Below are 20164 nucleotides of genomic sequence, written 5' to 3'. Positions count from 1 at the left end.
TAGTACGCCCATTTGCTATTCAATTATTACTCTTTTTTAAATATTTCAACTTTACGATGATTAAAATACGAATGCTTTACAAAATGCCAACTTTTATCTGATAAAAATCCACCATTCTCGCTCATGTCTTCATCAAAAAGCATGGTTGAATCACCAGACTCTGCCCTACCAACATCATTAAGATCTCTCAAATATCCATAATCTTTCTGTGGAGATGGGACAATACTTTCTTTATTCTTGCGAGGTACCTTTTCCATACTTACGTATTCTGAAGAATTTATTGGCTTTTGAACCAATCTAAAAGTGTTAAAGAAGCTTGAGAGATTTTTAATATATAACTTATGACCTTTGTTATCTTTAGTCATCATTTTATTAATTTGTGCAGTCTCCTCCATTGATCCAGAAGAATTGTTGAACGATGTTATTTGATTATTGAATCCAAAATATGCTTTATATGCAAAAAGCATGAACACCGCTAGTGGCAACAAAATGAAAGTAGTCTTACCAACTTTACCAACAGCTTTAAATGACAAATATACCCCATATCCAGTCAGTACAGCTAATGGGAACCACAAGAAATTCCAGTGATTATAATTGGGTCTAATAACCATTACTCCTGGAATGAAGGCCAGTAATGATTCTAATATAATAATTCTGAAATTCTTTACGTTAGTGTTTAGAAATGAATTCTTTCCAAATAGTCCGATAGCTGTAAAAGCTAACATAAATGGAAAAATCACACCATAAGGATACGTACTATTTTGAGGTAGATTATCGCTACCCAAGTTAATCTGATTAATTCCCATAAATACATTTTGCTTAATACTACTTAAAATTGAACCCTTGGTACTAATCAAAGAACTCACTCTATTTGCTTGTAAATACGGTAGATCAAAGAACATAAATTTTGAAAACTTATCAATATGTTGAACATTTACCCTATATGCAAATACGATTAATGGCAAAACTAGTATCAATATTGCCATTGCCCAGACGAACATTTCCTTCAAAGAAAACCATTTTTTTATTAATCCAGTAAAAAGTAACCCTATTATCAAAAATGGCAAATATATCCATGAGGCAACATAACCATAAGCTGATAGCGATAGTAGTGCTGCTGACCCTAGCAAGAGCAAATATCTACCAATACTTGAAGAATTGACCATAGCCAAATACATTGTCACCAAACCTAAAGTTACAAAGATCGGTGAAATATTAGCGTCTAAGACCCATCGTCCTGAAATCAGAAACCATGGTGTCGTGACCATTGCTAACGTAATACAGATAGATAACCATTTATCGTCCGAAGTAAAATAAATTGCTAATACAATACTTAGAATTGTTACTAAAGTTAACAATGCCATAGGAAACCTAAATAAGAATATAGAAAATCCAAACAACTTTATCAATGGCGTTATAATCCAAGCATATAATATCGACTGTCCTTGTCCCCAAACACTTGCAAAATATATTGGATTCTTAAGTCCATGAATATCCGTTCCAAAATGAGCTTTACTGATAACCTCATTCATATAATTAGTTTCATCAGTATACAAACCTGGTATATAGTCCAATTTGAAAAATAGTAAAAATCCAAATACCATCATCAATATTGCTATTACAAATATTGGTAAACCTTTTTGGATTATTTTATGATAACGTTTCCCTTTAAAAATGATACTTTACCCCCGTTTTTTAACATCAACCTTCTCATTCTACTAAAGGAATTCGTCATTTCAATACTATAATTAAAAAATTTTATTCATTTACTTATATTTAATTAAAAACAGCATAAAATACTAAATAATTTTAAAATATATTGTACATTGATTTTTTCGAGGGTAATTGATTAAACGTAATCCAGACATTCAATGAATTGCTTAATTGGAGGCAGTTCTTTTATTTTGACAAAGTAGTGGACTTTGTCCACTAAAATGCTATAATAAATTTCATTAACTCATAGGAGATGAATTATTTGTTAAATAAATCTGAGATATCTTCCATCAGAAATTTCAACCGAGATTACACCAAACTACTCGGAATCATGAATAAAAAAGTTCTCAACACGCCATTCAGTTGGACTGAGGGTCGTGTCTTACTAGAAATTTCATTTAATAACGACAAAACTCCTATCGAAGTCGCCACAAATTTGGACCTCGATAAGAGTTATACAAGTAGAATTCTCAACCGCTTCGAAAAAAAAGGTCTCATCAGCAAATCACCTTCAGCCACCGATTCCCGTTCAGTCGAACTAAGTCTAACTACTGAAGGACAAAAAATGGTTAAAGAGTTAGACGACCGCTCCGACCAACAGATCAAAGACTTGTTAGCCAATCTATCATCAACTGAGCAACAACAATTTTTCCAATCTATGGCAACTTTAGACAAATTACTCTTTACTAGAAAGTAGGCATCACTATGTGGGAAACAAAAACCTTTTCAGAATTAACCACCAAAGAACTTTATGAAATCCTTTATCTTAGAACTAAAACTTTTGTTGTTGACCAAGAACGAGTTTATCAAGAAGTTGATGAACACGACTTGGAAGCTATCCATATTTTTGACATGATTGATGGCAAGGTTGCCGCCTATGCACGTGTTTTCCCACAAGGAAATAATGTCACTTTTGGACGTGTCGTTACTGCTTCCAAATACCGTGGACAAGGCTTAGGCAAAGAATTAATGGATTACGTGCTAACTGCGATTCAACACAACTTCCCGCATAAGGAAATTGAAATTGAAGCACAAGTCCAAGTTCAGGATTTCTATAAAAAATTTAATTTTGAAAGCCACGGCAAATCATTTTTATTCAACCATACGCCACATATCAAAATGACCCATCCAGCTATCTAATGCAAGACATTCCAGTGGGTATATTTAGTATCAGTTGCAACAAACTTTTTCAACAAGAGGTATTCTTTAGCCTTCAAAACTAAAGGTGAACTATTTTCCAAATTCAAATCTTCAATATCCACCCACTCAGAACCATTAGCGTCTTGACCGATAAACTGCTCATTTTTAATACGTGGAGTGCCTGAATAGTCGTCAATCAAATAGAACGTGCAGACATGATTATTCCAATTAAAGTGTTGATACGTCCAAGGATAAATAAAGCTAATCGTCCCCAACTGTTGAAAATGTAAAGTCTCCAAACCAGTTTCTTCCCTGACTTCACGAACAACAGCCTCACTGATCGACTCGCCTTCATCCAAACTACCACCAGGTAAATCATATCTTTTAATGTAGGGTCCACCGTTCTTGCTAATAACCAAAAGTTTGTTACTGGCAGAAATAATACCGTAAGCCCCAAAAGCGAAATGAACTTTTTTATGACTCATAAATAAACACCTCAAGTTTAATATGTTAATTTCCTCTGTTATGTAGCCCATACATCCATTTTAAACATGTTATTACTAAAAGTTTCAAATAAAAGCCCTTGAGATCAAAGTCTCAAAGGCTTTTTCGAATATTTTTTAATTAAAGAACCCCAATACTTTAATCACACCCATCGACAGAACAATACTGATGATGGCATGAAACATGAACAAGACCGAAAAAGCGATGAAATAAACCGAACCGCTGATAATTGCTGTTCTTATATGGAAAACATAGAAAATTGAACCAAACACAATCAATGTCACGACCCAAGGCAAAATTCCTTTATTAACTGTCATAAAATCGTTGCGGCTCAAGTCATAACCAGTGCTAGCAATCATAATCGTCAATACAACATAGAGGATAATCATCCCCCACGAAGCATTGGCAAAACTGGATTTCAAATTATCCAACACCGAGTCAAATATCATACTTGCCGACAAAGTCGTGTTGATATTCAAACTCTGTGTCAGTGAACTGATACTGAATTGGGCGTTTAACAAATATTTTTGTAATATAAACAATGCCAACGAACACATGTAATACGGCGCTAATCCAATGAAAAAGTTTCCTAATATCTGATAAACGTTACGGTCATTCCAACGATGATCAACTGAACCTAAAGCACCAGACTGTCGATAATTCAAATTCAATAACTGGACGTGGGTCACTTTATGTCCAAATAAATAGGCAAAAATAGCGTGACCTAACTCATGAATAATTACCCCGAGTCCACCCACAACTAATTGACTATTATTTCCTAAATTATCAACCAAAATTATTTTTGATAGATGACCTAACCACGAAGTTATCAGTGACGTCAGGTAAGGCACCAAAGTAAAGATGGCTACGAAAGTTATCACAAATCCAAAATAGCTATTCCACACACTAATCTCTCCTTGTGTAATTTCGTCAATTATACCTTAGCTGGATTTTCTAAACGACGATTTGCTTCATTCTTAACTAATTGATAAATAGTTGCGGCAACAGGAACACCTAATAGCATTCCTACAATACCACCAAGTCCACCACCAACTGTAATGGATGCCAAAACCCAAATACCTGGTAGGCCAATTGATGTCCCGACCACACGTGGATAAATTAAATTACTTTCTAGTTGTTGCAAGACAATAATAAAGACAACGAATAGCACAGCTTGTAATGGTGAATCAACTACGATCAACAAGAAACCAACAGCCCCACCAGCCCAAGCGCCAAGGATTGGTACCAATGATGTAATACCAACGAAAGCACCAACTGATAATGCATATGGAAACTTGAATAGTAGCATCCCTAGGGCACAAAGTGTCCCAAGAATAATTGCTTCCGTAACCTGTCCAACAATAAAACTGCTGAACATATTATTAGTAATATCTAAAACATATTTAATTTTTTTACGAGTATTTTCTTTAATAAATGCTTTACCAGCCTTATTAACTTGACCAATCAATTTTTCTTTAGTTGCCAAGATATAAACGGCAAACGTGACAGCCAGAATAAAGTTAAAAATACCTTTGGCAAATCCTGTCACAATTTTGAAAGTTGAACCAAACAGACCACTGACACCAGAAGTCAGAAATTTCATAACCTTAGATTGAACCGAAGTCCAATTAATATCAATAGCCTTCAATTGATCAGGCACAGCCGAGTGACTATTTATCTTCTCTGCCAAATTAGAAATATCAGAGAACAACGCTGGAATCGACTTGAAGAATTTCGTCAAAGCCAGAATAAACTGTGGCAATACCAAACGAAAGACACCAGTCATAACCAAAATAACAATCACCAAAGTAAGCAAAATAACGATGCCACGGCGACTACCATTTATCCATTTCGACTTACTATTAGGGAAAAAATGTTTCTCCAATTTAACAACCAAAAGATTCAGCACATATGCCAAAACGCCACCTAAAACTATTGGCAGCAAAATTCCAAACAGATTTAAAAAGATACTGTAAATTTGGGCAGGATAAATTAGTCCAACCAAGACAAGTACAACGATTATGCCGTATCTAATAATATTCCGACGATTTATTTCCAAAAGCGTGTCCCCCAGATTTATTTACTAATAAAGGTTTGTTGAAGTATGCCGTTTCCAGAGCTGAGAGTATTCATCTGCTGCGCGGTACGGTCCGAGCCAAAGTACGGTCTCGAACCTCGGTTGAAGCCTTTCCACAGACCGGAAAGTCTCCAACACGACCGGTGGTGTAATGGCTAAAGCCATAACGCCACTTTCACGGCATATGAATACTCTCAGCTCTTCCAACTAAATTTTTTCTTTAAATGAATGGTTCTGATAACTTTGCTTAACAACTAAACTGTTGCAACTATCAGATCCTAATTTTCTAGCATTAAATTACTAACGGTCATCGATTCAACTATCTTAACAAATTATAAATACAATTTGTAATCTTCACGAATAATTTAAAAGGAAATATAACAATTCATCCAACAGATTAACCCGTACTTCCTCCACAAAAGAAGAATAAATTTAAATATTGTGTCATATAACTGATAACTCTCATATTAAAAATAACTTAGCCTCCGGTTGCCAGTGAATTCACCCGCTGTGGAGGTGGCGTTATGGCTTTAGCCATTACACCACAGGGCGACTTTTGAGACTTGCCGAACTTGCAAGGCTCAAAAGCGAGGTCCGAGACCGCACTTTGGCTCGGACCGGTCCTCATAGCGGGTGAAATTCACTGGCAACCGGAGGCGGCCCTCCTTCAACACAAAAAAAGACCATCACACAAAAATGTGACAGCCAATATTTAAAGCTTATTGCTGGCAACCCAGCGTTTTATAACCTCAATCTCTTTGGCATTCTGATTAAATTCAGAAAATACCAGTGCCTTGTTCATATAACCACGAACCTTCTTATTGCTGCCGTTAACTCGACTTTCGTTCATAGCCAATTGGGCATAAATTCTCGCAATATAATAAGTAACATGATTTTCTGAACAAATTTTAACGCCGTAATTTAACAAAGCATTAGCAGTCTCTAAATCGCTGCGTTCGGAATAATACAATGCACAGTAGAAAATAATATTGATATAACGCCAAATTTTCGACACATCATCGATCGACATTGTATAAATATCATTGAAAACTTTGCTGAAGTAATACTCACTCTTACCGTCATCACCTTGTTTGGCATAAACCATTCCCATGCCAACAAATGACAAGAAGGTAAAAATCGTCTCACCTTGAGCATCTAATTCCGACAAAATTCGATTGAAGTCAAATACTGCATCGAACAGATCTCCGCCATCTAAGACATTCAAATAACCTTTTAAGTAATAGTATTGCATTAAAGCATCTTTATCATTTTCTAGGTCGTCAACATTGATAGACTTGATAATATTCCAAGAATCTTCGTACTCCTGAATAATTAGATTAAACTCTGCTTTATTCATTTGTTTGATAACCTTTTGGCTCTTACTATCAGTCACACCAATGATACTATCCAGAGATAAACCTAGACGATTACAAAGTTGAATTAAAATTTTTAGTGATGGTATTTTACCGTTATTTTCAAACTTACTCAAAGTTGCTTGTGTGCAGATTCCGTTACTTAGTTCCTTCTGTGAGAGACCTAACTCTTTTCTTTTATCAATAAACGTCTGTATATCCACGCCATCGCCCCTATATAAATATTTTATATATTGTTTAGATACAATTATATACCCTAGTTTATGCCATGTCATTGTTCGATAAATTCTTGTAACAATTCGTATTGTATATAAATAACATCTTATATGATATATAGAATAAAATCTTCAATAATTATTCCAATATTACATAGAACAATAATTTTGGCATAAAAAAAGTCGGAATTTCTTCCGATTTTTGAGTTTCTTATTTATTTTTTAAATCTTCAATGGAATTAATATTTGTCATATATTTTGGTACGGCTAATCCCACTTTGGCACCTTGTAAATTAGGTCCTAAATCTTCAAATCTACCCTTATAATCTTTATAAAAGAGACCTGAAGTCTTAGGCAACCAAGCACTAACTTGTGCATCGGCAGCTCCTGTGGCAATTGAAGCCCAAACGGGTTGAATTTCCATTGCTTGAATTGTGACCTTATAACCCTGATTTCTCAAGACTTGAGCAATCACATTAGTTGAAGCAATTTCAGAATCCCAAGCCACATAAGTCATCTTCAATGATTGACCATGAACCTTTTTAACACCCTTAGTCCATTCATTAACCAATTTTGGATTGGCCTTAATCCACTGCTTAGCAGCTTTATTAGGGTCCATTCCGTCATTGACCTTTAACATAACCTTAGACATCTGAGTAGGATTCCAGTGGAAACGGTCCAAAATTGTGTAGGCTTCCGGCTTATCAGTCTTCAAACCTTTACGAACAACGGTATTGATATGTTCAGCTTTACCATAGACGTTCTTTGGATCTTTCAAGAATTTGATTGGATATTTAGTAAACATCCAGTGCGGTTGCCAACCTGTTACGACGATTGGACGCTTGTCTTGAATAGCTTTGTCCAAAGTACTAGTCATCGCAGCGGTTGAACTTGTCTGTAGCTGCCAATTGTTCTTTTCCAAACCATATGACTTCAAAGCAGTTTGAGTTGATGACATAATACCAGCACCGGCATCGATACCAGTGATTGTATAGTTGACCTGTGAACCCAATTTTTCTTTGCTGTTGAATGGAGCAGTCTGAGAACTGCAGGCGGAAATAATTGGGATAATCAATAAAGCTAGTAAGAAAAGTTTAATAAACTTTTGTTTCTTCAAATAATCCCTCCTATTATTTTCTGTGTGATCTCGTTAATGATTGTGTTAAACGGTCCAAAATGATAGCTAAGATAACGATAGCCAAACCAGCGGCAAATCCATTACCAGCATCATTTCTACCAACGGCAAAGTAAACTTTTGTTCCCAAGCCCATGGCACCAATCATTGAGGCGATAACAACCATTGATAATGAAAGCATCATGCTTTGGTTGACACCGGCCATCAAACTTGTTTTAGCAATTGGAAGTTCAACCTTGAATAACTTTTGCCATTCAGTTGAACCAAATGAATCAGCAGCTTCAATCAATTCATCAGGCACTTCACGAATACCCATGTTAGTCATTCTAACTGTTGGAGGCATGGCGAAAATAACTGATGCGACGATACCTGGCACCATTCCGATACCAAACAATGCTACAGCTGGAATCAAGTAAACAAAAGCTGGCATTGTCTGCATGAAATCAAGGATTGGTTTCAAAATAACTTCAGCTGTGTGACTCTTAGCCATCAAGATACCCAATGGAATCCCGATTACTAAAGCAATCAAACTAGCTGTTAAAACTAACGTTAATGTTTGGGTCATATCACGCCAGAAATCTAAGTTCCAAATCATCAATAGACCTAGGAATTCAAATATCAGCAAGCCCCAGTTTTGTTTATCACGATTAACATAATATGTTAGAGCTAAAACTAAAATGATAAATAACCAGATTGGAATCAAGTCGAATACCCATTGAAAGGCATTGTTGATTGAACCAATAAAATTAGTTATAGCGTTGAAAAATCCTGTAAATTGAACTAACCAGTCGACAAAACCGTCGATCCAGTGAGCTAATGGAAGTTGTGGAATACTTTCTAAAATTAAACTATTCAAAATCGCTCACCTCATTTCCGGCTAAAGCGCCAAGTACGGCACCACGCACGATAATTCCCAATAATTGCTTCTTATCATTGATAACAGCAAATGGAATCCCTGTTTGTGAAATATCATCCATCAAGTCAGAGATAGGTGTATCTTCTGTAGTCGTTGGAACTTTAGTTTGAACGATCGATGTTAAATCGCCATTCTTTTCTCGAACAAGCTTGATAACATCATTAGCATCAACGATTCCGACTAGATTACGACGGCCATCAACAACATAAGCAGTTGAAACTTCAGTATCTTTCATCATCTTCAAGGCTAAACGTGGACCAGCTTTTTCAATGTTAACGATAGTTGGACGAATCATAACATTTCCAGCAGTAAGAACCTTACTACGATCAACATTTTCAATAAATTGTTCGACATATTCATTAGCTGGGTGTGTCAAAATGTCTTCTGGAGTACCAGTTTGAATTACCTTGGCATCCTTCATAATCATGATTCTATCACCAATTTTTAAGGCTTCATTCAAATCATGACTGATAAAGATGATTGTCTTGTGTAATCTTTCTTGAATATCCAATAACTGATCTTGCATATCAGTTCTGTTCAATGGATCAAGGGCTGAAAAGGCCTCATCCATCAATAAAATTTCGGGATCATTAGCTAAAGCACGAGCCAATCCCACACGTTGTTGCATACCACCTGATAATTGGTCGGGATATTCCTCGTTATAACCAGTAATTCCAACCGTTTCAAGTGCCTCATTGGCTTTTTGTTCGCGAGTGGCTTTATCGACACCCTGAATTTCCAAACCATATTCTGTATTTTCCAAAACAGTTCGATTAGGTAATAATCCGAAATTTTGGAAAACCATACTCATTTTCTTACGACGAACTTCACGAAGCTCTTTCTTATCAATCTTCATTAAGTTCTCACCGTCGATCAGAACCTCACCTTCAGTAGGCTCAATCAAACGGTTAATCATTCTAACTAAAGTTGACTTACCACTACCGGATAGACCCATGATAACGAAAATTTCACCATCATAAATTTTGAAACTTGCTTGGTCAACACCGATTGTGGCACCCGTCTCTTTAAGTATTTGTGTTTTATCTTTTCCTTGACGGCTTAACTCCTTGGCTTTATTAATACGTTTACCAAAGATTTTTGTTAAGTTTTTGACTTCTACTTTTGTACTTTTTTGAGTACTCATTAAATCCCCCATTCTTGGAATTGAAAATGCATACCTCTTACTGGGCATGCATTATATGGAAATAAAAAAGCTATTATTTAACCTATGTAAATAACAGCGACCTATATAACCCTAACAAATATAATTTTCTTATGCAAATTATCAGATTTATTGTAAGCAGTTTAATTGACAATATTGACATATTTTTTTATTGCTCAATGGCAATAGCAGTATACGGTCACGAGTTTTATCATTTTTGGATAAAAAAATTTTATTTATTTTTTAATTTATCATATAGGGCTAATTAAATATGCCGTCTACAGAGCTGGGAAATATTCACTAGCTGTGCGGAACGGTCCGAGCCAAAATACGGTCTCGGGCCTCGGTTTGAAGCCTTGACACGGTTCGTCAAGTCTCCAAACACGTCCGGTGGTATGAGTACGGGAGGCTTCTCCCGTACTCATACCACTACCACGGCACACAAATATTTCCCAGCTCTTCCGACTAATTATTTGTTATTAAGTGAATATAAAAATATTCTAATGCTTTTGTACTCAGACCATTTTAAATACTGAAATATAATTGATGCTAATGTTATCTGTAATTTAAATTCAGGTCGATCTCCGCATTTTATACATTCGTATCAATAATATCTAACCCCCTAAAACTTCCTATAATGTGTTAAACCCATATGCACAAAAAAAACTGACAATTTTTAGTTGTCAGCTTTTTGATTACACATTGAATTTCAGTTTTTCTATAGTATTGCTTCGAGTGCTTTTGAAAATTCCAAAGCATTCCCTACGAAGTAATAATCGGAATATTTGAAGATTTGAGCATTTTCATCAGTATTGACTGAAACAACCGTTTTAGCGTTCGCAATTCCGGCTGTATATTGGACTGCTCCAGAAACTCCTAAATTAATCAATAAATCTGGAGCCACTGTTTGACCACTTTGACCAATTTGTTCAGTAATTGTGTACTGATCTAAGTCTGTCAATGGACGGGTTACACCAACTGTTGCATGAAGCTTTTTAGCTAAGCTATTAGCCATATCAATTCCAGCATCTGTTTTATCCCCTCGTCCTAAAGCAACGATTCTTTGAGCTTGAGTAATATCATTACTTGTTTTTGGTGGCAAAATCTGGCTCTTAATTTGTAATTTAGTGTCTTTTTCCCAGTCAAGATTACTTATTTCTTCTACTTTAAGGGCAGGATTGTTTTCCTTCTCAGCTGTAAAGACATTGGGACGGGCTGTGGCCATCTGTGGATGGTGATTTGGAATCGTTATTTCACACATAATGTTGTCACCGTAAGATGGTTTCGTTTGAACTAACAAGTCGTCTTCAAACTTGAGGTCCAAACAGTCAGCTGTCAAACCAGTTCTCAATCTTGCTTGTAATCTTGGTGCCACTGAACGTCCCACCACTGTAGCTGGAAAGATAAAAGTATTTGGAGTGCCTTGTTTTTGGATCAACTTGTTCAAAGCGTCGGTTAATTCTAGATCGTCACCGGCTTCTAATTCATCATCTTTAATCAGCAAAATCTTATCAGGACCATATTCAGATAATTCTGTCTCTAAATTAGCATCGTTATTTTCAATCAAGACTGCTACGACAGGGTCATGACTGATTTGTTTCATTTTTGTAATCAATTGATAACTAACCGGATTAATCTTATGTAAATCAGTTTCCACAAAAACCCAGTTTTCCTTAATCACTGTCATCTTAATCTTCCTCCGCTAATATATTTTGTTTCTTCAAAGCAGCTACTAATTCGGCGGCAGCTTCTCTCGGATTGTCGGCCAATTTATGTCCAACCTTAGCTGTTTTCTCTGGTGAAGAGATTGAACGAACAATTGTTGGTGAACCGGCTTGACCTACACGACTGTCATCAAGTTGCAGATCACTGGCATGCCAAGTTGTAATTGGTTTTGCAAAACTCTTAGTAATTTCAACGACATTCGTATACTGTGGTTGGTTGATAGTATCAGTAACCGTCAGCAATAATGGCAACTGTGCAGTAATTTCTTGAGCCATATTATCCAAGTTACGTTTGATCAATAATTGATTATTTTCGGCGACAACTTCATTAGCATAAGTTACTTGAGGTACTTGTAATAGCTCGGCCATAATTGGTCCCACTTGTCCCGTATCGGCATCGACTGACTGTTGACCTAGCAAAACTAAATCGACATCGCCAATTTTTTTAATGGCTTTTCCAAGTACATAACCAGTTGCCAAAGTATCTGCTCCGGCAAAGGCACGGTCGGACAATAATACTGAACTGTCAGCACCCAAAGCCAAAGTCTCACGCAATGAAACAGCAAAGTCATCTGGACCCATAGTCATTGTGATAACTTCACCACCGACATTACGTTTAATTTCCAAAGCGGTTTCCAAAGCATGTAGGTCATAGGAATTGATTACGCCACCTAAACCACGACGATCGATATTCTTAGTTTTCTCATTAATCTTCACATTAGTAGTTTCTGGTACTTGTTTAATACAAACGACAATTTTCATAATATCCTCCTAGGCCCGATTCTTTGCTTCAATTAAAGCAATAGCTGTCCGCATCTTCTCAACGGTTCCTTCAGCAATTTCCATAGCTCTGGCATCCCTGATCAAATGTTCCACTGGATAATCCAAACTGTATCCGTAACCACCTAAAATTTGAAGAGCATCATCACCTGATTTAACCGCACTTCTACTACCATATGCTTTCGCCATCGCAGCTTCTTCTTCATAATCTTGACGGTGATCTTTTAGCCAAGCAGCTTTTTGATAAAGTAACTTGGTTGTTTCCTTAGCCACAGCAATATCAGCAATCTTTCTTTGAATACCTTGCATCTGAATAATTGGTGTATCCATTGCTTTTCTGTGTGTTGCGTAGTCAGTTACGATATTCAATTCATGTTCCATAATTCCGGTCAAAACGGCACCCATTAAAACACGAGCATCATTGTGAGCACTATCACCGATTTCCTTACCCATACCAACTTTTCCGAGCAAATGATTTTCGTCAACTTCAATATTATTCATGACAATTTCACCAACCGGAACCCCAGTTAAGCCAAGGAAGTTTTCTTGCTTACCAAATTCGAAACCATCCATATCCTTATCAACCACAAAGAATGACAATTCCTTCGGAGCAGTTTTAACCATGACACAATAAATTTCAGCTAGACCACCATTAGTAATCATGATTTTGTCACCATTGATAATCCATTTGTCACCCTTCTTTTCAGCGTGCGAAGTAATTCCCAATGGATTTGAACCACCACTTGGTTCAGTCATAGAAAAAGCAATGATACGTGACTTGGCTTGTGGCAAATATTCATCCTTCAAAGATTGATTACCATATTTAACAATTTGGTCAATTGACTTGAAATGACCTTCCAAAGTTACACCTAAACTGGCATTACCACGTGCAATTTCGTTAATCATAGCGGCCGTAGTCTCACCATCAAAACCTGCACCACCATATTCTTCTGGCAACATTGTGCTTAGAAAATCATACTTCTTGATTTTATTTAATAAATCATTGACGTAAGAACGAGTCTGGTCAATTTCCATATCATATGGGGCCACTTCATTTTCCGTAAATGATTTAACCATTCTTAAAAGGATTTCTTTACTAGTTTGTTTTTGATCCATCAGAATTCTCCTTGTATGTTAATTTTTTCACATATAAGTGCAAAAAAATATCCAACCGATATTTTTGATGATTTCATCATAAAGCATTTATGGTTAGTTGTAAATATAATTATATTATATATCGGCGATAACTTGCATATATAATGTGTGGTGTTTGCTTGCCATCTCCAGAGCTGAGAGTATTCATCTGCTGCACGGTACGGTCCGAGCCACAGTACGGTCTCGAACCTCGGTTGAAGCCTTTCCACAGACCGGAAAGTCTCCAACACGCCCGGTGGTGTAAGAGCTAAAGCTCTAACGCCACTTTCGCGGCATATGAATACTCTCAACTCTTCCGACTAATTGGTTGTTATAAAATTTTGTATTGCCGTATTTCCTCAATCCTTTAATACATTATTAAAAGATAAAAACGATAAGTCGATTTCTAGTCAGATATTGAAAGTTCTACAACACCTTTCTTCTAATATACTTGGTAGACATAAGTAACCAGATTATTAAAAAACAAACCAGTCGGAAGAACCGTAAATATCCACCCGCTGTGGGTGTGGCGTTATGGCTTTAGCCATTACACCACCGGGCGAGTTTTGAGATTCGCGTACTTTGCGAAGCTCAAAATCGAGGTTCGAGACCGCACTTCGGCTCGGACCGGTCCGCATAGCAGGTGGATATTCACGGTTCTGGAGACGGCCGCACAAAAAAGCTGACAAACTTTAATTTGTCAGCTTTTTGTTATTTATTGTTTGAAAAATCAGTATTGTTAGCCCAAGTGTCAGTTAAGAAATAACTGTCCATCTTATACTGAGTATTCTTAGGATTGGCTTTCTTATCTTTGTAATAATTCTTCAAATGATGATCAAGCATTAACCAACCACGCCAGCCCATGTGAATTGTATCTTCAGCAATATAATTAGGGTCTTTAACGTGCGACAGGTCAACAATATTGTTGAAACCTTGTGACTTCAATTGGTACTTAATCTTTGTATCAAAGTTAGTGATTGTGCTCATTGGCATACCAGTATATTTGATCCAATGTGGATTAACTGGTTGAATTACAAACATTACTTCAGTTTTGTTTTGAGCAAACATGTAAAGCAAAGCTTGGAAATCATTGTATTCTGGTGAATGCGTGTAAGTAACGTGACGGTGAGTATTCTTATACTTAACGATACGTTTCTTCAATTGCTTTCTATAGAAGGAATTACCAATTTGCATATCATTATCAGTTGAATGCTTAGCTGCTAGTTTAGTAGCTAGTTTATTCAAGTTTTTGTAATTATAAGTATCAGGCAATTGGTCAGCCGCATGGTCAATTTGCTTTTCGTGATCATTCATCGAAATCGAACCGAACAAATCATCCTGACTTTGGAGACTGGCACGAGATACTCTCTTAATGTAGAAACGTTGGAAATCAGTAATCTGTTTGCCTTCAGAAATACGTTGAAGTGCATTATCTTCAATAGGTCCCTTGTCGACACCTAAATCGAGAATTCTGTTGGCAATGTACTTATTCATTGCCTTATCGCCATGACTGGAATTTAAGATAAATCCAGTCAATTGTAATGGTGATAAGAAATATTTAAATGCATCAGATTGGACACCGGATTTGGTAAACCATTGTGGAGAAATAATGAAAACAGCCTTATTTCCCTTTAGACTAGTCATCCCACCGACATTCATTGCTTGTGTCAATGAAGCCGTTCCGGGATTACCTTGCAAAAATGGCTTATTCTTCCAATGATATTTCTGCGCCATGGAAGATGGATGGAACGGATCCATTCTAGAAAGTTCCGATGAACCAATGATAGGAATATAATTCTCCTTCTCGGCAGCGTTTTTGACGCTTTCACCCTTTAAAACACGGACATCCAACGAGGTCGAAGCTTGTTGTACTTTTTGTGGAGTCACCGTTTTAAAGTTGATTGGAGCCCAGAGAAGAATTAACAAGGCAGCAATAGCAACTATAACAGGTCCAAAAATCATCCATAACTTTTTTTTCATAATCTATTCCAATTCTTGTACTTGTTGAGCAATTTTGTTAACTGTTGACCATTGTGAACGGTCGAATTCTGAAACTGGTACGGTAATATCAAATTCATCCTGTAAGTTAACCAAAACTTCTACTGTTGCCATTGAATCAAGAACGCCATCTTTGAATAAGTCTTGATCTTTATCTTGACCAGCGTCATCCAAACCTGTTACATCTTGTAAAATATCTACGATCTTTGTTGTAATTTCATCCATAATAAATTCTCCTAACTAAACCATAATGTATTTAAAAATCCTGAGAAGATTAAGAAACTGAAACATACGATATTAAACGTCAAGAAGACGGCAAACGCATGTGTAAATTTGTTGCTAGGAATACTTTCACGATGCTTCTTCTTGTATCTTAGCCAAGCATCGTTGGTGATCATTGCGATGGCGTGGAAAATACCATAAACAATGTAGTACCAAGTTTCACCGTGCCAGAATCCCATGATTAGAAAGAGTGCTACATAGCCGACATTGGCAATTGCAATACGGTTCTTCATCCACTTATGTTTAATAATCGTAAACATCAAACGCATGTAGATAAAATCACGGAACCAGAATGAAAGTGTCATGTGCCATCTGTTCCAAAAATCTTTAATATTCTTGGCCTTGAATGGCGCATTGAAGTTCATTGGTGTTTTGACACCCATGAAATTACTGATTGCTACAGCAAATAGCGAGTAACCAGCAAAGTCAAAGAACAAATACATACTATAAACGTACATATAGGCTAGCACCCACCAAGATAATCCCAGTGGAGCTTGATTCCGGTAAGACATTGCCAAAATTTGAACCTTTGGCAATAATAATGTTCCAAAGAAGTACCCGATAATAAACTTATAAAGAAGACCCTTCATCAGCTTATCGACACCGCTATGCAAGAGTTCAACATACTCTTCACGGCTAGGAACATTGTTAACATCTTTTTGGAAACGTTTGAAACGGTCAATTGGTCCGGAAGTGATGGTTGGGAAGAATAGCAAGAAACGACCAAACTCATATGGTGAAATTTCTTTGATCACGCCATCACGAATTTCCATGATGATTTCAACTGACTTGAAAGTTAAATAACTGATACCCATGAAGCCAAATAGTGAAATGGTTGGGTTTTGTAGCAATGGATCCAGTTTGACGAAAACCAGCGGTATGATTGCCAGCAAGACGAACATCGTAAAGACCCAGAAACTATTGTGTTTCTTACGATACGACAGGTAGATGGAAACTAGAATTATTTCTAAGAGGACGTAGCATAGTAGCGATATCCCCTGCGACATATTTCCACCAAAGAAAGCAGTGATTAGAATGACAACCGTTGCGAAGAAGTCATATGTTCTAAAGCGTTTACCAAACCATAATCCGATGATTATTGGTAGTAAAAGTAGTAATAGATAGATAAAGTAGTGCGGACTACTGTAAGGCGTAATGTTATTCATTAATCTCGCCTATTAAAGTCTTTCTATCAATTTTGCCATTTTTACTAATTGGTAGTTGCTTTACAAACTTCAACACGTTAGGAATCATATATTCCATCGTTGTCGCCTTTAATGAATCTTTAATATCTGCTGCTAAATCTTTTTCGTCGTCGTCGATAAAGTCATTTTCAAGTACGATGCAAGCAATCATTTTGCTGACTTGCTTCTTGTTGTTGTACAAAGGAACGGTACATGATTGCTTAATTTGCTCAAGATTACCCAACATTGAATCTACTTCTTCAAGCTCAATTCGGTATCCGTGCATCTTGATTTGGAAATCAGTTCTACCGTGATAGAACAAGAGTCCGTCGTCGGCAACACTGATCATGTCCCCTGTGTGATAGAACATTTGACCATCAATCATTTCAAAAGCCTTTTCGGTTTGAGTAGGATTGTTCAAATATCCTTTGGAAACATCTGGTCCACTGACCAACAATTCACCTGTCAATTGACCAGTAGTTTCATCGACCAATCCGTTAATACGGTAATCCATATTGGATTTCAAATAACCGATTGGTAAACGATCAAATTTCTCTAGAGAATCTTGATCAATTCTGATTGAAGTAATGGCAACAGTATTTTCTGTAGGACCATAAGTGTTGTAAAGCTCGGCATCAGGGAACTTCTTCAATAACTTCTTGGCTGTTGCATGAGTTAATTCTTCACCACAGAAGATAAATTTGTTCAATTGTGGCATGTGCTCAGCATCAAAACCTCTAAATAAGAGACACATTTCGAAGAATGATGGTGTTGATACCCAAGTGTTGAAATCAGAGTTGATAATAGCTTCCTGTAATTTACCGAAGTTCTTAGTCGTATCCTTATCAACAATATTGAGTGTCACACCGCTCATCAAACCTGGATAAATATCGAAAACTGACAAGTCGAATGAGAATGGTGCTTGCAGCAACATCTTCATTTCACCGGAATAGTCGAATTCATTTTCGGCCCAGTTTGCGAAATCTAAGATATTGTTAGTACTAATTTGAACACCCTTTGGTGTTCCGGTTGTACCTGATGTAAAGATGATATAAAAGTTGTCATCAGGACCAACACTGCGATTGCTATCATAAATATTGTTATCAGATGCCAAGACTTGCGTTAACTCTTCTTTAGTAACTTGTGGAGTATCAACGCCAAAGTCTGTAATATTGCTCCAGTTTAAAATCAAAGCTGGCTTAGCAACTTCATTGATTTGGATAACACGTGATGGATCAGAACCATCATCAACTGGAATATAAGCATGTCCGGCCTTAATAGCACCGAGGAACATAACTAACATTTCAAATTGTTGTCCGCCAAAAATGATAATTGGACTTTTAGCAGGCAAAAATTTATCTTGTAAAAAGCTGGCTATACGATCAGATTTTTGCAATAGCTCCTGATATGTATGTGTTTCTTCACCGTTCTTGTAGCAAATCTTTTCAGGTGCTTGCAATGCAGTGGTGGTAATTTTTTCAATAATTGAGTTCATATATTTTTCCCTTCTTCCTGCTAAAATTCGTTATAAATAAATTTGGCACTTCCCACGCCGTTATATCCGTAAATATATAAGAGCACTAAGAAAATAGCGAAAAATACAACTGTTTTAATAATAAAAAATGTTACTGGTTTCTTTAAAAAAGTCAGCAAATTATTTTTCATAATCTACACCTCACTGAAAGAGTTTGCTTATGCGGAAACTATCTAACCATTGTCAATAAATGGTGTCAAACCCAAAAATGAATCAAAATTATTAAATATAGTTATTTCTATATAACCTGTATAAACATTATAATAAAAAATTGAGTAGGACTAATCGGCATATTTCGTAAAAATATTTTGTCTTTTTTAATGAAATACAGTATTAATGCGGGGTTTGAAGCTATTTGTTTAAACAAATTCATTATAAGAAATTGTTTCGCATTTTTCAAAGTATACGCACCGTATTAGATCTCATTAATACTCGACTAATATGCCAAATGGACAATCAAATCGAAAATAACCTCGACCTCATTACCGTTTTTCATTATTGTTCCCCGACATTTAAAAGTAAATAAGTAATCATTACAATGACCAAAGTGTTAGTCTCATGTGACAGTTTTGTAAGATAATACGCTTACATCAACCGATACTTGACCCCAATTATTTATCAACAATAATGAATATAACTAGTTTGATGAACAATTATTGTTTTAATATTTGCTGTATAAAAAAATAGACTTCCAAAAGGAAATCTATTTTTTATAATTGCTTATTAACGGATGGACATCTCCGCCCTCCAAGTCTACGTATTTTTTATTTGATATTCAGTATTTAATATTTGATTGAAAGTTTCATCCCTGCTTAAGTTCAGAGCAAATTGATATTCCAGACATAGATTCTTTCTTATACTAATGATCTAAATTCTCTGGTTACTTAATTGAATTTCAAGTCACTAAAAATAAAGCAAGTTAAATCCACAAACAGGTTTCACTATTTTTTCGATTTTCGTATCAGCTCGTGGAAATAAATTGATTGCAAGACGACTGATACTTCATCAACGAGAGAAGTTTATAAACAGATATTACTTTGGAATACATTTCTAGCCAGAAGTGTGATTCAGTAACGTTCCCAACAACAGAAATAATTCCCTAAATAATGATTCCGCTGCTATTATCGATTGGATTTTTACGGTAAACTTTTATTTTTACAATTAACAATAATTTGCGGTCAAATTACTTAATAGAAAATAATCGATTCATTTTTTAGATTCTGGAAGAAATATTGCCAAAATGTGATTATCGATCAAAATTATTATTTTAAATATCAGCCAAATTATTTATAG

General features: G+C 36.1%; 18 protein-coding genes. 2 read left to right on the top strand and 16 right to left on the bottom strand.

Features of this window, described 5'->3' with window-relative positions:
• Nucleotides 1-26: 26 nt before the first annotated feature.
• Nucleotides 27-1574 carry an ArnT family glycosyltransferase gene (locus JP39_RS01330; RefSeq protein ID WP_137619785.1) on the bottom strand — a complete coding sequence of 516 codons (1548 nt, stop codon included), beginning with the start codon at nt 1572-1574 and terminating at the stop codon, nt 27-29.
• 401 nt (nt 1575-1975) lie between these two features.
• Here JP39_RS01330 and JP39_RS01325 point away from each other — a divergent pair, with 401 nt between their 5' ends.
• Both JP39_RS01325 and JP39_RS01320 read left to right on the top strand, forming a co-directional pair.
• Nucleotides 1976-2410 carry a MarR family winged helix-turn-helix transcriptional regulator gene (locus JP39_RS01325; protein ID WP_041499786.1) on the top strand — a complete coding sequence of 145 codons (435 nt, stop codon included), beginning with the start codon at nt 1976-1978 and terminating at the stop codon, nt 2408-2410.
• A gap of 8 nt (nt 2411-2418) precedes the next feature.
• Nucleotides 2419-2853 carry a GNAT family N-acetyltransferase gene (locus JP39_RS01320; protein ID WP_041499785.1) on the top strand — a complete coding sequence of 145 codons (435 nt, stop codon included), beginning with the start codon at nt 2419-2421 and terminating at the stop codon, nt 2851-2853.
• Here the strand turns inward: JP39_RS01320 and JP39_RS01315 are convergent.
• The 15 genes from JP39_RS01315 to JP39_RS01240 all read right to left on the bottom strand — a co-directional run bounded on the left by JP39_RS01315 (nt 2850) and on the right by JP39_RS01240 (nt 19002).
• Nucleotides 2850-3338, bottom strand: a complete 489-nt coding sequence (locus JP39_RS01315; protein ID WP_041499783.1) for an NUDIX hydrolase — start codon at nt 3336-3338, stop codon at nt 2850-2852. The two genes, JP39_RS01320 and JP39_RS01315, sit on opposite strands and share 4 nt — an antisense overlap.
• A 135-nt stretch (nt 3339-3473) precedes the next feature.
• On the bottom strand, nt 3474-4262 hold the full coding sequence (locus JP39_RS01310) for a membrane protein (protein WP_041499782.1): 789 nt from the start codon (nt 4260-4262) through the stop codon (nt 3474-3476).
• A 29-nt stretch (nt 4263-4291) separates the two neighbouring features.
• Nucleotides 4292-5416: an AI-2E family transporter gene (locus tag JP39_RS01305; protein WP_041499781.1), complete on the bottom strand. Its 1125-nt coding sequence runs from the start codon at nt 5414-5416 to the stop codon at nt 4292-4294.
• A gap of 730 nt (nt 5417-6146) precedes the next feature.
• Nucleotides 6147-7010 carry a helix-turn-helix domain-containing protein gene (locus JP39_RS01300; RefSeq protein WP_041499779.1) on the bottom strand — a complete coding sequence of 288 codons (864 nt, stop codon included), beginning with the start codon at nt 7008-7010 and terminating at the stop codon, nt 6147-6149.
• A 223-nt stretch (nt 7011-7233) separates the two neighbouring features.
• On the bottom strand, nt 7234-8139 hold the full coding sequence (locus JP39_RS01295; protein ID WP_041499777.1) for a glycine betaine ABC transporter substrate-binding protein: 906 nt from the start codon (nt 8137-8139) through the stop codon (nt 7234-7236).
• Nucleotides 8140-8152: 13 nt separating this feature from the next.
• Nucleotides 8153-9013 (bottom strand): ABC transporter permease, encoded by an 861-nt coding sequence (locus tag JP39_RS01290; RefSeq protein ID WP_174795712.1) that lies wholly within the window; start codon nt 9011-9013, stop codon nt 8153-8155.
• Nucleotides 9006-10217, bottom strand: a complete 1212-nt coding sequence (locus tag JP39_RS01285; RefSeq protein ID WP_041499776.1) for a quaternary amine ABC transporter ATP-binding protein — start codon at nt 10215-10217, stop codon at nt 9006-9008. The genes JP39_RS01290 and JP39_RS01285 overlap by 8 nt, the downstream gene beginning before the upstream one ends.
• 736 nt (nt 10218-10953) lie before the next feature.
• Complete coding sequence (locus JP39_RS01280; protein ID WP_041499775.1) at nt 10954-11922, bottom strand: electron transfer flavoprotein subunit alpha/FixB family protein; 969 nt, start codon at nt 11920-11922, stop codon at nt 10954-10956.
• Nucleotide 11923: 1 nt separating this feature from the next.
• Nucleotides 11924-12721, bottom strand: coding sequence for an electron transfer flavoprotein subunit beta/FixA family protein (locus tag JP39_RS01275; RefSeq protein WP_041499774.1), 798 nt, complete (start codon nt 12719-12721; stop codon nt 11924-11926).
• Between the two features lie 9 nt (nt 12722-12730).
• The gene (locus JP39_RS01270) at nt 12731-13855 is read right to left on the bottom strand and encodes an acyl-CoA dehydrogenase family protein (RefSeq protein WP_041499773.1); all 1125 of its coding nucleotides are present in this window, start codon (nt 13853-13855) and stop codon (nt 12731-12733) included.
• A 729-nt stretch (nt 13856-14584) separates the two neighbouring features.
• The gene (dltD, locus tag JP39_RS01260; RefSeq protein WP_041499769.1) at nt 14585-15853 is read right to left on the bottom strand and encodes a D-alanyl-lipoteichoic acid biosynthesis protein DltD; all 1269 of its coding nucleotides are present in this window, start codon (nt 15851-15853) and stop codon (nt 14585-14587) included.
• Nucleotides 15854-15856: 3 nt separating this feature from the next.
• Complete coding sequence (dltC, locus tag JP39_RS01255) at nt 15857-16096, bottom strand: D-alanine--poly(phosphoribitol) ligase subunit DltC (RefSeq protein WP_041499767.1); 240 nt, start codon at nt 16094-16096, stop codon at nt 15857-15859.
• Nucleotides 16097-16107: 11 nt separating this feature from the next.
• Entirely contained in the window at nt 16108-17319 is a 1212-nt protein-coding gene (dltB, locus tag JP39_RS01250; RefSeq protein ID WP_041499765.1) for a D-alanyl-lipoteichoic acid biosynthesis protein DltB, read from the bottom strand.
• The gene (gene dltA, locus JP39_RS01245; RefSeq protein ID WP_041499763.1) at nt 17312-18832 is read right to left on the bottom strand and encodes a D-alanine--poly(phosphoribitol) ligase subunit DltA; all 1521 of its coding nucleotides are present in this window, start codon (nt 18830-18832) and stop codon (nt 17312-17314) included. The genes dltB and dltA overlap by 8 nt, the downstream gene beginning before the upstream one ends.
• Nucleotides 18833-18852: 20 nt before the next feature.
• The gene (locus JP39_RS01240; RefSeq protein ID WP_041499761.1) at nt 18853-19002 is read right to left on the bottom strand and encodes a teichoic acid D-Ala incorporation-associated protein DltX; all 150 of its coding nucleotides are present in this window, start codon (nt 19000-19002) and stop codon (nt 18853-18855) included.
• Nucleotides 19003-20164 lie beyond the last annotated feature (1162 nt).

The organism is Companilactobacillus heilongjiangensis (genome assembly GCF_000831645.3).
Taxonomy (GTDB): Bacteria; Bacillota; Bacilli; order Lactobacillales; family Lactobacillaceae; genus Companilactobacillus; species Companilactobacillus heilongjiangensis.
Note: the sequence above shows the minus strand (reverse complement) of the source record. Positions and strands in the feature narration are given on the sequence as shown.

What these genes read in the sequence shown, in the direction of transcription:
- dltB (WP_041499765.1), bottom strand. Translation starts at nt 17,319, where the DNA reads ATGAATAACATTACGCCTTACAGTAGTCCGCACTACTTTATCTATCTA.
- JP39_RS01280 (WP_041499775.1), bottom strand. Translation starts at nt 11,922, where the DNA reads ATGACAGTGATTAAGGAAAACTGGGTTTTTGTGGAAACTGATTTACAT.
- JP39_RS01285 (WP_041499776.1), bottom strand. Translation starts at nt 10,217, where the DNA reads ATGAGTACTCAAAAAAGTACAAAAGTAGAAGTCAAAAACTTAACAAAA.
- JP39_RS01270 (WP_041499773.1), bottom strand. Translation starts at nt 13,855, where the DNA reads ATGGATCAAAAACAAACTAGTAAAGAAATCCTTTTAAGAATGGTTAAA.
- dltC (WP_041499767.1), bottom strand. Translation starts at nt 16,096, where the DNA reads ATGGATGAAATTACAACAAAGATCGTAGATATTTTACAAGATGTAACA.
- JP39_RS01240 (WP_041499761.1), bottom strand. Translation starts at nt 19,002, where the DNA reads ATGAAAAATAATTTGCTGACTTTTTTAAAGAAACCAGTAACATTTTTT.
- JP39_RS01275 (WP_041499774.1), bottom strand. Translation starts at nt 12,721, where the DNA reads ATGAAAATTGTCGTTTGTATTAAACAAGTACCAGAAACTACTAATGTG.
- JP39_RS01315 (WP_041499783.1), bottom strand. Translation starts at nt 3,338, where the DNA reads ATGAGTCATAAAAAAGTTCATTTCGCTTTTGGGGCTTACGGTATTATT.
- dltD (WP_041499769.1), bottom strand. Translation starts at nt 15,853, where the DNA reads ATGAAAAAAAAGTTATGGATGATTTTTGGACCTGTTATAGTTGCTATT.
- dltA (WP_041499763.1), bottom strand. Translation starts at nt 18,832, where the DNA reads ATGAACTCAATTATTGAAAAAATTACCACCACTGCATTGCAAGCACCT.
- JP39_RS01320 (WP_041499785.1), top strand. Translation starts at nt 2,419, where the DNA reads ATGTGGGAAACAAAAACCTTTTCAGAATTAACCACCAAAGAACTTTAT.